The sequence below is a fragment of the Jonesia quinghaiensis DSM 15701 genome, from assembly GCF_000423205.1.
Lineage (GTDB): Bacteria > Actinomycetota > Actinomycetes > Actinomycetales > Cellulomonadaceae > Jonesia > Jonesia quinghaiensis.
Genome location: NZ_AUHN01000004.1, coordinates 239009 through 255095 on the forward strand (window position 1 = coordinate 239009; position 16087 = coordinate 255095).

Consider the following 16087-nt stretch of genomic DNA (forward strand, 5'->3'; position numbering starts at 1 on the left):
CAAAGATCGTTGATTTATCAACCACCAATAGTCCTAGGCTGGATTCGTTTTTATTGACTAGTGTTAAGTCCGTGAAAAACAATGCCGTCAGCGACCCAGCGGAACCACACCGACGCAGTGGTCCTCGGGCCTGCGGCCATACCGGCGCCAGTAAGCGCACACGTGCGCTTTCTCCTTCGCGCCTCGCTGTTCTGCGAGAACTCGAACAACACCCAACACCGATAACCCTGACCTGCCTTGCCAAAATCATTGGCCTGCACGAGAACACTGTGCGTGGCCACCTTGAAGCGTTACTGATTGATGGTTATGTGATGCGCACTCAAGGCCCAAGTGATGGCCGCGGCCGCCCGGCGTGGTTATGGCGGGCTGTTGTCACCCAAGAGAACGAGTACGCCCATTTGGCTACGGCTCTTGCTGCAACCATCCACCGCACCGCACCGGCACCTGAACTTGCTGCCCGTGAAACGGGGCACGAGTGGGGGAAGTCTTTGGCAGGCCAATTAGGTCTTTATGCTTCGAAGGTGCGCGGCACATCCGACACTGAGGCTGCCGCGACACATATCACCGGTCTTCTTGCGCATCTGGGTTTCGCCCCCCGCCTCAGCGACACCACAGTGAACACGGGTGCAGGCACAGCTGTGTCAGGGGTTGGGACTGATGAACGCATTGAGCTTACGCAGTGCCCACTCATTGATGCGGCCCGCAAATATCCGGGCGTGGTGTGCAGTGTGCACCTTGGGCTCATTGAAGGTGTGGCTCACACGTTGGGACACGACGCCACAGGGACACAACTCATTCCTTTTGCTACGCCCGATGCTTGTGCCCTGCATCTGCGCCTGCGCAGTGCTACCACCCCTCACAACGTGAGCTCTTCACCGTGACAACGACGCCCACTCCCCCACCTGCTTCACGGACCCGCCCAACTGTGCCGTTGCGCGCCCTCCTCATCCTCCCTGCAGGCGCGGCCCTGTTGTTGGGGCTCAACGCTGCGCTTCAACTGCTAGGCACGTGGGCACCCGTCACCTCATCACGGTTGGCTGACCAGCACGGGTACCTCATGACGTTGGGGTTTGTGGGAACACTCATCGCCCTGGAACGGGCAGTGGCGTTGGGGCGCCTGTGGGGCTATGCCGCACCTGTGCTGTTGAGCGTGGGGAGCATCGGCGCTATTACTCCGCTGCCCACTGCGGCTGGTGCGTGGCTGATGGTTGCGGGCGCGAGCGTTCTCGCGGCGATCTACCGGCCGTTGTGGTTGCGTAACCGTGATGAGGCGGTCCTTGTGCAGGCGTTGGGTGCCGTGTGCGCGGTGATAGCTGCTGCGTTGAGGGCTGGTGGTGTTCCGGTGTCAGTGCTCATTGCGTGGCTGGCGGGTTTTGTCATTCTCACCATTGCTGGCGAACGCCTTGAACTTGCCCGGTTTGCGATGGGGCCGCGGGCTAACGCTTTACTCTCCAGTTTCGCGTTGGCTTATTGCTGCGCTGCGGTGGTTGCCTTGTTGTGGCCTGGCGTGGGGTACCCACTGTTGGGGGTTGTTGTTGTGGCACTCACTGCGTGGTTGGCGGCGAATGATGTTGCTAACAAGATGATCCGCACTACCGGGCATACCCGTTTCATGGCGGCGTGCATGCTTGCCGGGTATGGGTGGTTGCTTGTCGCCGGGGTGGTGTGGGTCGGTGGGCCAGCGTTTATGGGTGGGCCATACGATGCGGTAATTCATGCAGTGTTCATTGGGTTCACCATCTCGATGATTATGGCGCATTCGTCGGTGATTTTGCCTGCGGTGATTCGCCGACCGTTGCCGTATCGGCCCGTGATGTGGGTGGCTGCGCTGGTGGTGCATGGCGGTTTGGTGGCCCGCATTTGGTTGGGTGATCTGTTGGGTATTCCGCTGGCCCACATGGTTGGTGGGGTTGCCAACGTTGTTGGGGTTGCTGGTTTCTTCGTGATTGCGCTGGGTTCTGCGCTCCTCGCTACTCGTTCTCAGGGAGTGTCATCGTGACGATGCGTTCATTGCCCATTGCCCACGCCGATTCTGCGCGGCCAACGAGCCGCGGTTTTCAGCCGATGCGCGACCTACCTGCCGTGGTGTGGCTTGTTCTTGCCGTGGTTGCGACGTTGGTGCATCAGTGGGTTCCAGCGCCGCGTTGGCTCATGCTCCACCTGGTGTTCCTTGGCGCGATCAGTCATTCGATTCTGGTGTGGTCTCAACATTTCGCTGTGGCGTTATTGCATGCGCAAATCACTGACGTGCAGCGCCGCCACCAAACTGTGCGTTTGGTGTTGTTGAACGCGGGCACTGTCGTGGTCATTGTTGGCGTGCTGGGCATGTGGTGGCCGGTTACCGCGGTGGGGGCCAGCGCCATTGGTGCGGGTGTGTTGTGGCACGGTGTGTCGCTGTGGCGTAGGTTGCGTTCAGCGTTGGGGACGCGTTTCGCTTCGACCGTCCATTTTTATACTGCGGCTGCTGTGTTTTTACCGGTGGGTGCGGTGTTGGGCACGTTGTTGTCGCATGGTTTTGCTGACCCTACCCATGCACAGGTGAAGTTCTCTCATGCCCTGTTGAACGTGTTGGGGTGGATGGGTTTGACGATCCTTGGCACGTTGATCACGCTGTGGCCCACGATTTTGCGCACTAAATTGCGTGATGATTCGTTGCCTGCGGCCCGCCGGGCGCTTCCGGTTCTTGTGGGCGGGGTGGTTATTGCTTCAGCGGGGTCGTTGGTTGGTTGGTTGTGGCTGGTCGCAGTGGGCTTGGCGGTGTATATCGCCGGGGTTGTGGTGTTAGAAGTACCTTTGGTGCGCACTGCATGGTCAAAAAGGCCCGTCACCTTTGCGGCACAGTCTGTTGCCGCCTCCCAGGTGTGGCTTGTTGGTTGTTTGGTGTACCTGACCGTGTGGGTGGCGATCGCTTCTCCACGGAACGACTGGGTTGTTGCACAGGATCATTTCACGTGGATTACCCCGTTCCTTGCTGCCGGGGTGGCTTTGCCGGTTCTGGTGGGGGCGTTGTCTTATTTGGTGCCAGTGTCGGTATCTCGTGGCCCTGCTTCTGCGAGGGCAGCAAACCAGGTGATGGACCGTGGCGCCTGGTTCCGTATTACTGCCACACACGGCGCTCTTATCGTGTGTGCGCTGCCGGTTCCGTCTATTGTCCGGGTGGCAGCATCGTTGCTGTACGTGGGTGTGATGGCGTCTTTCTTGGTGTTGATGGTGCAGGCGATGCGTGCCGCGAAGCAGGCACAACGTGACCCCAGCGCCCACCTAGCTGCTCCTGAACATACTGGGCCGATGTCCGCCACCGGGGACCGGCCCCGCGGCCAGTTAGTGGGTCAAGCAGCTACCGGCCTGATCGCTGTGGCGTTGACCGTGGTTGTTGGGGTGATCGCTGACCCGTCTGCTCTTGGCCAAACGGCTCTTGGTCAAGGCGCTGACGCTGGGCGGTGGGGTGTTTCTGTTAGTGGTGGGGTCGTCGGCGATTCGGCAGCACACGACGTTCCCGCCACAGGTGACACAGTCACTGTTGACGTGGAGGCTCGGGACATGCGGTTTTTCCCCGACTCCATCACGGTGAACCCTGGTGATCAGTTGGTCATCAATCTCACCAACACTGATGGTGCTGATGTTCACGACCTGGTTTTAGCCAATGGCGCTAAGACTGGGCGGATCGCCCCTGGCGACTCCGCGACGTTGGACGCGGGTGTGGTGTCTGGGGCGCTTGATGGGTGGTGTTCCATTGTGGGACACAAGAACATGGGAATGGTATTCACGGTCCTCACCAGTGGCGAGAAAAGCACCCAACCCTCTGCTGACGATTCCAGCGATGCCCCCACAGATTCGGGGACGGACCACTCAGCTATGGGCCACGGCACCACAGGAACCGATGGTGCAGCTACCGATTCTGCTGCGACCGATTTTGACCCTATGGCCACCCCACCTGCCGATTTCACGGCACGTGACGCAAGCCTGCCTCCGCTGTCCCCAGCACCTAGCGATGGCAGCCCAACGGTGCATCGAGAAACGTTTGAGATTGTGGAGAAAGACATTGAGGTAGCCCCAGGTGTCACTCAACGCTTGTGGACTTTCAATGGGGCTGCCCCAGGGCCTACCTTGCATGGGCGGGTGGGGGACATTTTCGAAATCACGTTGGTCAACAACGGCAGCATGGGGCACTCCATTGATTTCCACGCCTCAAATCTGGCCCCGGACGGCCCTATGCGCACCATCCCACCAGGTGAATCGTTGGTGTACCGGTTCACTGCGGAGCGCGCCGGGATCTGGATGTACCACTGCGGGACAATGCCCATGACCGCACACATCGCTAATGGGATGGCCGGGGCGGTCATCATTGAACCAGATGACCTGCCAGCGGTTGACCGCTCCTACGTGCTCACACAATCGGAGTTCTACCTTGGACCGCAGGGCGGAACCGTCGATGTTGACCGGGCTTTGTCCGGTGGTCACGCCGCCGACGTGGTGGCCTTTAACGGGTATGCCAGCCAGTACGCAGCCCATCCACTCACCGCCGTCACCGGTGAACGGGTGCGGGTGTGGGTGCTCGACATTGGCCCCAATAAGCCGTCTTCGTTCCACATTGTGGGTGGCCAGTTTGACCGGGTGTGGTTTGAAGGACAGTACATTCTTGGCTCCGAAAAGGGCCCAGCTGACCCGGCCAATGGCGGCTCGCAAGCACTCGGTATGCAAGCCGCCCAGGGCGGTTTTGTGGAATTGACGTTCCCCGAAGCTGGAAACTACCCGTTTGTCACCCACATTATGGCGGACGCCGAAATGGGGGCTCGAGGGGTATTTAGCGTGAGCGCCCGGTGATTATGCTGTTGCGCAGAGTTCGTCGAATGCAGTGCCAGCGATTTGAACTTCAAGGGCAACCTCTTGGAACCGGGCTGCTTGCTCTTGGTATTCCTTGACTTCTGCTTCATCGGTCATGTCAAGGTTTTCGGGGTTGAGGTCACCCATCATGCCTTGGAACTCTTCAAAAACGACGCGCATCTCGGTGGCAGCGGTCTGTACCTCGGTATTGGTGACCTGTTCTTCGGCACCCTTGAGGGCTGTCACGAGGCGTCCCATTGCCTCTGTTGCAGCGTCGAAGTCATCACTTTCAAGGTTCGCCATAGCGCCTTGGAGAGCGTCTGCTTCTTGGTTCATGGTGTCATTGATCGTTGCACAGGCTTCAGCAACTGTTTCGCCCTCAGTGGCTTCTGCTGGAGCTTGTGACTCTTCAGCCGCAGTTGGCTGCTCTGCGTCGTCAGCAGAGTCACTTGAGCACGCGGAAAGGCCGATGGTTAGTGCGACAGCTGCAACAAAAGCGGAGGCGCGGCGGCCAGAGCGTGTAAACATGCGTGAGGTCCTATCACAGTAAAGGTCAGAAAGTCTGACGCTATCACCTCGCTGTGACACTGACACGTCAATGTGCAGTGACCTCTACTGATGCTTTTCAAGGAAAGTGTTGCTGCTCTCAAGCCACCGCGTGATGGGTTGAGAGCAGCAATTTTTTATGCAGTTGCGCAGAGTTCGTCGAATGCAATACCAGCCTCTTGAACTTGCGTTCCGATCTCTTCAAAGTCACCAGCGAGTTTTTCAAACTCTTCGACGGATGCTTCGTCAGTGATGTCGAGGTTTTCGAAGTCCAATTCAGCAAGTGCGGTTTGGAATTCTTCGAAGGTGGTGCGCAGTTCTGTAGTGGCTGCTTTCACCTCTGCGTTTGTCACTTGACCTTCTGCTTCGTTCAACGCACCAATGAGACCATCGATGAGATCGACGGCGATTTGGGTGTCGCCTGACGTTGCGGAGGTCATGGCGTTTTGAAGTGCATCTGCTTGCGCACTTAGCGCTTCATTTACCGCGTCACAGGATTCAGCGACATCTCCAGTGTCAGTTGTCTCTGCTGGTGCTTCTGACTCTTGGGAGGCGGTTGGCTGCTCTGTTTCTTCGGTGGTGTCACCAGAGCAGGCAGCGAGCCCAACAGTTAAGGCAACTGTGGCAAAAAATGCGGAGGCCCGGCGGCCTGAAAGTGAAAACATGCGCTCAATCCAATCACGTCATAATAAAACGTCTTGACGCTACCAGAAACGTCGAGCCTGAAATATTCCTATTCCCAGGAAAAGGCTTTTAAGTCCAGGCGAATGCGCTCTTGCTCGGGGACTTCTCACCCGCTTTTCCCTCTTCGAAGCTCAAACAGGCAATGAACATCTCTACCCGTGGACTCACACAACACGCAAGCTTTAGGCCACTGACACTGCGGTGATTCTCCGCCCATCAACCTCAACTACTCGGATTGTTCGCGAATCAACGGAAATTTCGTCGCCTACCTCGGCGAGACGCCCTAACTGGGCTAAAACAAACCCTGCAACCGTTTCGTAGGGTCCATCAACGAGAGCTATCCCAGTCTGCTCCGCAAATTCTTCAATCGTCAACCCTGCATTGTATGTACCGGCTGCTTGGACAACATAAAGGGGGTCATATTCGTCGCGAATATCCCCCACCAGTTCCTCGACGAGGTCTTCCATCGTCACGATTCCGTCAGTGCCACCGTACTCATCAACGACCAGCGCAACATGGATTCCTTGCGCCTGCATTGTTCGCAATGAGGGGAGAAGTTTGTTTGTCACCGGGAACTCGATCATGTGGCGCACCACGTCACGCACGGTCACTTTCGCAGGTGACCTGCCCAGTGGGGCTTGCAAAATATCGCGAATATGAACGAACCCATGAATGTCATCGAAGCCATCGCCGATCACCGGATACCTGGAATACGGTTGATCCCGTACCACGTCCGCAGCATCAGCGAGAGTCATGGAGGCGTCGACGAAAACAACCTCTCCACGTGGCCGCATGACCTCACCAATGGAGCGCTCTGCTGCGCTAAAAACGTCGGATAAAAGTTGTCGTTCATCATCTGGGAGCCCTTCGTGAGCGATAACAATCTCTCGCAACTCCTCTTGTGACATGTCTTCCGTGCGGGCCGTCGGGTCACCGCCAAGTAGCCGCACAACCGCGTTTGTGGAGCGGGACAGCAACCAAATGACGGGACGCATCAGCGTGGCAAAGCGGTCTAGCGGTGGCCCCACGGCCAAGGCCACTTGTTCGGAGCGTTGCAGGGCAATGCGTTTGGGAACGAGCTCTCCAAAAACCAACGACAGGTAGGCGATCATGAGCGTGAGACCTAGCAGCGCGGCGGGTTCAGCGACGGCCTCTGGCATCCCTAGGCGCAGGAGCACTGGGACAAAATCTGGTGCCAACGTAGAGGCGCCGTAGGCTGCCGAAAGGAACCCGGCAACGGTTACCCCAATTTGTACTGCTGCGAGAAATCGGTTGGGGTCGCGCGCAACGCTGGCTACGCGGCGACCCCTGGGACCGCGTTGTTCGATTCGGTTGATCTGGGATTCGCGCAGGGACACGAGAGCAAATTCGGTCCCGGCAAATACTCCGCCAATAAATACAAAAAGGAACACTAAGCCAATATTGGCGAGGGTGTCAGCATCCATCAGGTCGGCTACTTTCCGGTGTGGCGCAGGTCGGGTGGCAGGACGAGGTCGGGGAGTTTCGCAGCTTTACGGCGGCGCATGATGTATGCGGTGTGCCACTGCGGATTTGCCATGTGTTCGTGGGTTGCCCGGATTGTAGAGACCCATTCGTCGTTCCAGGTGGCGTGCGGGAGTGTGAATCCTTTTGCTTCTAGTCGGATGCGGGCGTTGTATCCGGTGACTGCGTCGCGGCGGTGTTGCCAGGTGTCAGCGAGGAGGACCTGCCCGTCGTCTGTCATGTGGTGGTCTGGCCGTTGGCGTTCCTTGCGAACGGCACGGATCACAAGAATGACGCCCGCGAGTAGTATCGCGGCGGCAATGGCGTACATCATGGGGTTCCTCATGCGGTTGTGGTTGGCGCAGTCGTTGCGTTGTGTCAGGGGTGTCGCTGGCTCCCAGAATACGCTGTGGCGGTATGTGCAGATTCAACCGGCTGGGACCGCTATCGGATGTTGACGTAAACATTTTTCCCCCACTCATTTCGCTTCACGCTCTTGACGTGACCCAGCGCACATGAAACCCTCATACACGATCATGTTGACGTAAACATGTGAGGTTTCTGCTCAGCGTTGAGAAGAAAGAGACACATCCGATGACAACGACGTCACCCGCCCCTCCCCGACGAGCGCTCAGCACCACAGTGGTGCTTGGGCTATGCGCAGCAGGGCTCACTGCCCCGCCCGCCGCTGCACAACCCCTCACTCTCAATACCCCCGTCCGTGCCACAGACACCGTGTGGGCTGCCACCTATGCTGGCCAAGACCCAGAATTACCCGACACCGTCCAGGTCACCACCGATTCTGGGGCAACCCGGGACGCTGCGGTGGAATGGCATCTACAAGATCTTGATTTTGACCAGCACTATCGAACATTTCAGGTCCCTGGACTTGTTGAGGGAACCATCGAAACAACAGCGTTTGTTGAGGTCGTCCCCTCTGATCTGCTGTATTTTGTGGATGCTGGCGCTACAACTTCCCCGGCACACAACGCTGTGTCGGCGTTAGACGGTATGTCGCTCAAGAACACCACTCCCGATGCGCGCAGTACCGCATCGGGCTGGGGGTACCTGGCCGATGCCGGCTATGACGGAACCCGCCCCACACCTGCCGGCGCGCGGGCCGACAAAGCAACCAGCGGTCACTACGGGAAAAACAACTCCAGTGCGGCCCTGTCTTACCTGCTGCCAGACCTAGAAGCTGGCGACTACACCATCACCGTTGGGGTCACAGAGTGGTGGTCTGGGCCGCGGACGATGGCGTTGTCGGTGACAACCGCTGATGGTGAGGTAACTCAGGTAGGGTCCCCCGCGACGGTCAGCTCCGCAGCCGGTGCCCGCACCGCTGTGATGTCTGGGTCATTTACCCAGCAGGTGGCAGGCAGTGTGACAGCGTCCATGGCGCGCACAGCAGGCACCGAAGCCCCAGTCATTGCGTGGCTGGCTGTGTCTGCGGGGGTGGTGGACGTTGATACCAGCACCCCCACCGTCGATGCGCCAACGATTTCCCCTGCTGGGGATGTTTATGCTGCCCCGCGTGAAGTCACACTCACAGCGCCTGAAGGTGCCGCCGTTTTTTACACAACGGATGGTTCAACCCCCGGCGTGCTGAGTGGCACCCGCTACACGGGGCCGTTTGTGGTGGCCCAAGACACGACGGTGCGTGCGGTCGCAGCGCGCAACGGCATCGTCTCAGGGGAAATATCAGCTACCTACACAATCACTGAGCTACCCGAGGAGGGCTACACCGATGTGCCAGTAGGGCAACCCTGGTTCGATACGCGCGGGGAAAAAATCCAGGCGCACGGGGGCGGGTTCCTTGAACATGAGGGCTGGTATTACTGGGTTGGCGAAAACAAAGAACACGACTCGGCTCTGTTCCGCTCTGTTCGCTTGTACCGTTCACAAGACCTGTTGAACTGGGATTTCGTCAACGACATTTTGACGCAGTCCTCCCACCCAGACCTGGCCGACTCCAAGGTGGAACGCCCCAAACTGGTATACAACGCCACCACAAAGAAGTTTGTGTTGTGGGGCCACTGGGAGCGCAGGCAAGATTATGCGGCGTCCCACCTGATGGTGGCGGTGAGCGACACCATTGACGGTGATTACACCTTCATCAAGCATTTCCGCCCCGGTGTGGGTGAGGTGTCAACGGATGAGGCTGACCCAACGTACACCGGTGGTGACAGCAAGTGGGGTTATGGGTCGCGGGACTTCACGGTGTTTATTGACCCAGACACCGCTAAGGGGTATTTGTTCTCCGCGCAGGACCACGAGAACATGCGCATTTACCCGCTTAATGATTCTTATGAGGATGTTGATTGGCGTAACTCGTACCAGGCGTTTGTGGGCGGGCACCGCGAAGCGCCCGCTGTGGCAAAGGTGGATGACCACTATGTGATTGTCACCTCCGGGCAGTCGGGGTGGTACCCCAACCAGTCCCGGTTTGCGTACACCCAAGATCTTGATGATCCCGATGGTTGGTCTCAGCAGTACTTGGTTGGTAACAACACCTCCTTTAAGAGCCAACCAACGAACATCATGACGCTGACCGATTCGGCGGGGAAAACCTCGTACGTGTACATGGGTGACCGGTGGGACCCTAAGAAGTTGGGGTCGTCCACTTACGTGTGGTTGCCCATGGATATCACGACGGGCAGAGACGGTGTGCAGATGGCTTTGGACTACCGGCCGGGTTGGCGGCTTGATGCCCAGACGGGTGGGCTTTCTTACCCTGAGTTCCCGCTGCTCTCGCAAGGTAAGCCTGCTTCGGCGAGCAGTGAACTGAGCGGATCACCGGCATCACGCGCTAATGATGGGGACAACCAGAACACCACTCTCACCGGGGATAGTTCAGCGTATTTTGCGCCCACGAGTGTGCCGTTTACCTGGACGGTGGACTTAGAGGAGAACCACGAACTCAGCCGGGTTGATCTGAGTTGGCGTCAGTGGAATGGGTCTGAAACGTATGCCACCTACACGGTGCGTGGCTCCGTTGATGGTGTGAGCTGGGTGGATCTAGCGGATCGCACAGGGAACAAAACAGTGGGGTTCACCAGTGACGCGCTGGCTGGAACATACCGGTACGTTGCTATTGAGGTGGCATCAGTCATTAATGACCACAACGGTAACGCCGCCCCGTGGGCGGCGGGGATCGTTGAAGCTCAGGTTTATGGTGCAGCGCAAGTTACTGTGCCACCAGACCCCGAACCGGACCCAGATCCTGAGCCCGATGTTCCTGCTGCTGCCACAACAACAACGCTGCGTGTGAATAAAGCCACCGCCGTGTATGGGGCGTCGTCACGCCCTACCGCCACGGTGAAAGTTACTGCACCGCGCGGGGCGAAACCGGTTGCCGGGAAAGTTGCCATCACTGATGGTGCAAAAACGGTGGCGACACTACGAGTGGGCAGCAGTGGCACAGCTACGTGGAAAGTTCCAGCGACCTTTGCGGTCGGTAAACACACGTTGCGGGCCACGTTTACACCCACCAAGCCGGCGCATCACAAAGCATCGAAATCCTCTACCGTCCGGGTGACTATCACAAAGGCAACACCCAAGGTCACCTTGACGGCGAAACCCACCCGTGTACAGGCGAACAAACCAGTACGCCTCACCGTGAAGGTCTCCGCTAAGGGCGTGGCTCAACCCACCGGGCGTTGGAAAGTGCTCGACGGCAACAAGGTCATCGCCACTGGCACTCTCACCGCCCGCGACAAAGGGAAAGACACCGCCACGGTGAAACTCTCCCGCACCGGAAACCACCGCCTCAAGGTGGTATTCGCCGGGTCAAACACCCTCGCAAAGAAGACCTCCAAGGTGACAACCATCAAGGTTGTTGCCCGCTCCGCAGCGAAACCCAAGTAAGCAACACCCCGCCTACCTGGGGCATCGCCCTGTAACACCCCCACGGTGCGCGACGGCGCGCACCCTCACGGAAGGAACGGTACACCTCGTGGCTCATCGCTCACGAACACACCGCGTTATCGCAACAGTTGCAGCGGGCACGATGCTCGCCTCCGGGCTCGTTGCAACAGCCGGGCTACCCGCACAGGCAGCCCCTGACACCACCATCACCCCACAACCCGCACACGCCGGGGCACCCTTTCAGGGGTGGGGTAACTCATTAGTGTGGTTTGCTAACGCCACTGGGGATTACCCAGAGGAACTACGCACCGAACTGTATGACCTCGTGTTTGGTGCCGAAGGGCTGAACATGAACGTGGCCCGCTACAACATTGGTGGTGGGCGCGCATCGGATGTGGGGAACTATTTCCGACAAGGCGCTGCCGTTGATGGGTTCTGGGCGGCTGATACCTCCACTGAGGAGAGCAGCCTTTACGGTGATGTCACCACAAACTACGCCGACCACCTCAACCTTGCTCAGGCGTGGGACCCGAATAATCCTGATCACTATGACTGGACTCAAGACGCCACCCAGCGTTGGTGGCTGGAGAAGCTCGCCAAAGAACGTGACGACCTCGTGTTGGAGGGGTTCGCGAACTCACCACCGTGGTTCCTCACGGTGTCTGGGTATTCCTCTGGTGGGGCTAATTCCTCCACGGAACAGGTGTTAACTTCGCACGATGCGCCAGCGAAGTTCGCCACGTACCTCACGAAGGTGGTGGAGCACCTTGAAGATGAGTATGACGTGTCGTTTCAGACCGTCACCCCGTTCAATGAGCCGTGCACCGGGTATTGGTCCACACCGTCAGGGCGGTTAGCGGATGGGATCACCCCGTTCACTAATGCCACGAAAAAACCTCAAGAAGGTGCACAGATTTGCCCTGGAACTGGTGCTGGACAGCAGCAGTCATTGATCAACCTGTTGAACGCTGAACTGCAGAAATCCACCAGTGACGCTGTGGTGTCAGCGAACGACGAAACCAACCCCCAAAATTTCAACAACGCGTGGGCTAAGTACGACCAAGCCACCCGCGACAAGGTGGGGCAACTCAACGTTCACACCTACTGGGACGGCGGCAGTTTGCAGTCGCGTGACTATGCGCTTGCTGCCGGCAAACCATTGTGGATGTCTGAAACTGGCGGCGACTTCGTAGGCGGGGCATTTGACCCTGTTGCTATCAGTGGCGGCCTTGGGTTAGCCCAAAAAATCACCGATGATCTGCGGAAACTGCAACCTGACGCGTACGTGTTGTGGCAAGAAGTTGAGGACTACTACAACATGGAGCAACCCACCCCGCGTGGGGAGAACCTGAACTGGGGTTCGGTGTTCATTGACTTCGACTGTGAGTGGATTGGCGCCGATGGCAGCGTTCTGCCCAGCGAGCAGGACGCCGTTGGGTTTAAATCTCTGCGCCGCGTTAACGATGCGTTGGCGAACAGTAAGCAAGCAAGCACCGTAGAGGACTGTCACATTGTGACGAACTCTAAGTTCGACACGATGCGCAACTTCATGCACTTCATCACCGCTGGTGACCGCATCATTGAGGCTGGTCACGCAAACGCAACCGCTGCGGTTGACGCTGATGGTTCTGGTGCAAGCATCATTTACACCAACTCCAGCAATTCCGACCGCACGGTGGAAATTGATCTCGCGAACTTTGCTGAGATCACCTCAAGCGCATCGGTCACCCCCTATGTCACCACGCAAGCAGCAGACGTCAATGACACCAGCACCGCACTAGTGAAGGGCGACACCGTCCAGATCAGCAAAAAATCGGGTACCGCAACGCTGACCGTGCCAGCCCGATCAGTGACCACCTTTGACGTTGATGGGGTGTCTGGTGTTGCTGATGAGGCAAACCCTCTGATTGACGGCGCAACCTACCAAGTACAAGGTGTGCAAAGCAGCAAAATGCTCACCCAATCAGGTGATGGCAAACTCACCATCACCTCACCAAGCACCAGCAGCGACAGTGTGAAAAACCAGCTGTGGACCATGCACGAAACCACCAGTAACGCTGCACCAAGCAACCGGCGTTCCTTCGTCCTCGAAAACGAAGCGAACGGGCGGTTCCTCTCCGCAACCTCAGCAGGAACCTCTTTCACCGGCGGAACACTTGAGGAAGCATCGGCGTCACCCAACACCACCTGGTACCTCACCACCCTCGACGGGTCCACATGGAGCATGGTCAATGGCGCCACCGCATCGTCGCTGGATGTAGCCGGACAATCCTCAGCTGATGGCACATCGGTCGGTATTTACGGGTCAAACGGCGGCGCAAACCAACGGTGGACGTTCCGCGAAATCAGCGCAACCCCCACCGTCAAAGACGTAACTGTCCGCACTGCCGTGGGTGTTACACCAACCCTACCCACCACTGTCACCCCCACCTACACGTGGGGCGAAGGTGTGGCAACACCCATCACCTGGAACACACCTGACGGGGTATGGGACCGCCCAGGCACCGTCACCGTCCTCGGGTCCGGGGTGGACGTCTACGGAAACGTCATCACAGGTGTGCGAGCAATCGTTGAAGTTGGTGCAGTCACCATCGCTGACCCAGTATCAGTGACCGTCACCGCAGGAACACCACGCGCCCTACTGGCCGCTCAAGCACCAACCACAGCACCCGTTCAAGTTGGTCTCGGCGAAAGCAGGTTCCCCCTACCTGTGACCTGGGACTTCACCGGCATCACCGATGAGCAACTGGCTGAGCCAGGGCACTACCCGGTCACCGGAACTATCTCAGCCGCCGACACCGGCAGCAAAGAAATCACCGCGAAACTGGCCGTCATTGTGGCACCAGCAGACGGCAGCATCAACATCGCCACGCAAAGCACCGCGAGCGCGTCATTCACTGAACCTGGCTACAGCGTTGCTGGCACCATCAACGGCAACCTGGCTGACAAGGCATGGTCGAACTGGAGGTCTGGGACCAAAAACGCCACAGACACGTTGACGTACACGTTCCCCTCAGCCCAGTTGGTGAGCGGGGCAGGTCAAGTGTTCTACCGTGATGGAAGTTCCCTCTCATGGCCGGTGTCGGTCACTGTTCAGGTGCGCACCCCAGGCACCCAAACCTGGGTGAGCGTGGGCAGTGCAGCGAACATCAACGACCCTGAGTTTGGGGTCGATTTCGACACCGTGTACACCGATGCTGTGCGGTTTGTGATGACGGCCCGCGACAACACCCACATGGTGGTTTCTGAGTCTCTGATTGAGTCTCCGCAACCGGCTGCGTCTGCTTACACCGAGTTGGCTCGGTTGTCTGTGGGTGGCGTGGACGTGGAGGGGTTCACCCCTGACACGCTGGAGTACACCGCTGTGGCGCGCGGTTCAGCACCTGCCGTTGTGGGTGTGCCACTGGATTCGGCCGCCTCGGTCACCACTGAGGTGGACGGGGACGTCGCAACGGTCACGGTGACCGCCCCAACGGGTGACACCCGCTCGTACACGGTGACGTTGGACCGTGTTGTTGGCGTGCCGTTGGTGTCCATTACGGGCAGCGCTGTTGCTGGCAGCGCCGTTGAGGCTGCGGTGGTTACTGACCCTGCTGATGCTGAGGTGACGTACCAGTGGTTCCTTGGTGATGAGGAGATTGAGGGCGCCACTGGGTCCTCGTTCACCCCATCGTTGGCCGATGCTGGTGCCGCGTTGAGCGTGCAGGTCACCGCAACTGCACCTGGGTTTGGTTCCACCACGTCACGTTCTGATGCTGTGGCGGTTGTTGATGGGCGCGTGGCGCCCACGGTGACAGTAAGTGCGTCACCGAAAACCATCACAGTGGGGGCGTCAACAACGTTGACAGCTTCGGTGACGACAAAGGATCAGGGCACTGTTACTGGTGGTGTGGTGGAGTTCCGCTCCGGTGCGCTAACCCTTGGCACAGCAACAGTGAACGCTCAGGGTGTTGCGTCCGTGAAGGTCAATGACCTGCGTGAAGGCTCATACCCTGTGGTCGCCGTGTTCACTCCCCCAGCGGCGTCACAGTACGTGCTGGCTGCTGGTAGTTCCGCACCAGTTGTGGTGAGTGTCGAAAAGAAAGCACTGGCTACGTCAACCACGAAGGTGACACTGACACCGAAAGCACCCACCACCAAGGATCGGGTGGTTGCGAACGTGTCAGTCACTGCGAAAAACGCTGATGTCACTGGCAAAGTCACTGTCACAGTGAAAGATGCCCGTGGGAAGAAGGTTCACTCCACGTCAGCGACGTTGAAGCGCGGTAAAGCCGCCGTGAAGCTGCCACAGTTCAAGGGCATCGGTAAGCACACGGTGACCGCTGCGTACGCCGGGACTTCCACCGTGAAACCATCAACAGGGTCGACCTCGGTGACGGTGAAAGCAACAACCACCACCAAAGCGAAGGTCACCACAAAGAAGGTGACCCCCCGCGACAAAGCGAAAGTCGCTATCACGGTGAAGGCTTCACCAAAGGCCACGGTCAGTGGGAAAGCAACAGTGCGCGTGTACCAGGGCAAAAAGCAGGTTGCGTCCCAGAAGGTGACGGTGCGCGGTTCAAAAGCCACCGCCACATTGAAGGCGTTACCGCGCGGCTCCTACACCGTGAAGGTGACCTTTGATGGGTCAGCCACTGCTGCTGGATCGGAGGCGAAAACCGTCAAACTGAGCGTGAAGTAGCTG

General features: G+C 58.4%; 9 protein-coding genes. 5 read left to right on the forward strand and 4 right to left on the reverse strand.

Annotated elements, in window-relative coordinates; genetic code table 11:
* The first annotated feature begins 71 nt into the window (after nt 1–71).
* From G538_RS14420 to G538_RS0101165, 3 genes are read left to right on the forward strand one after another with little or no spacing between them, the layout of a single operon-like run.
* Nucleotides 72–881, forward strand: a complete 810-nt coding sequence (locus G538_RS14420) for a helix-turn-helix transcriptional regulator (RefSeq protein WP_051196430.1) — start codon at nt 72–74, stop codon at nt 879–881.
* Complete coding sequence (locus tag G538_RS0101160; protein WP_245566757.1) at nt 878–1999, forward strand: hypothetical protein; 1122 nt, start codon at nt 878–880, stop codon at nt 1997–1999. Before G538_RS14420 ends, G538_RS0101160 begins: the two co-directional genes overlap by 4 nt.
* A gap of 2 nt (nt 2000–2001) precedes the next feature.
* The gene (locus G538_RS0101165) at nt 2002–4824 is read left to right on the forward strand and encodes a multicopper oxidase domain-containing protein (protein WP_035832735.1); all 2823 of its coding nucleotides are present in this window, start codon (nt 2002–2004) and stop codon (nt 4822–4824) included.
* On the opposite strand, the gene G538_RS0101170 is transcribed toward G538_RS0101165, so the two are convergent.
* The 4 genes from G538_RS0101170 to G538_RS0101185 form a co-directional block, all read right to left on the reverse strand.
* A complete protein-coding gene (locus G538_RS0101170; RefSeq protein ID WP_029067872.1) occupies nt 4825–5352 on the reverse strand; it encodes a hypothetical protein in 528 nt (175 codons plus the stop codon).
* Between the two features lie 155 nt (nt 5353–5507).
* A complete protein-coding gene (locus G538_RS0101175; RefSeq protein ID WP_029067873.1) occupies nt 5508–6035 on the reverse strand; it encodes a hypothetical protein in 528 nt (175 codons plus the stop codon).
* 201 nt (nt 6036–6236) lie between these two features.
* Nucleotides 6237–7499 carry a hemolysin family protein gene (locus G538_RS0101180; protein ID WP_029067874.1) on the reverse strand — a complete coding sequence of 421 codons (1263 nt, stop codon included), beginning with the start codon at nt 7497–7499 and terminating at the stop codon, nt 6237–6239.
* Nucleotides 7500–7507: 8 nt separating this feature from the next.
* Entirely contained in the window at nt 7508–7870 is a 363-nt protein-coding gene (locus G538_RS0101185; protein WP_029067875.1) for a hypothetical protein, read from the reverse strand.
* 260 nt (nt 7871–8130) lie between these two features.
* Between G538_RS0101185 and G538_RS17145 the strand changes: the two genes are divergently transcribed.
* Both G538_RS17145 and G538_RS0101195 read left to right on the forward strand, forming a co-directional pair.
* Nucleotides 8131–11403: an Ig-like domain repeat protein gene (locus G538_RS17145; protein WP_051196431.1), complete on the forward strand. Its 3273-nt coding sequence runs from the start codon at nt 8131–8133 to the stop codon at nt 11401–11403.
* An 88-nt stretch (nt 11404–11491) separates the two neighbouring features.
* Nucleotides 11492–16084, forward strand: coding sequence for an Ig-like domain repeat protein (locus tag G538_RS0101195; RefSeq protein ID WP_029067876.1), 4593 nt, complete (start codon nt 11492–11494; stop codon nt 16082–16084).
* Nucleotides 16085–16087 lie beyond the last annotated feature (3 nt).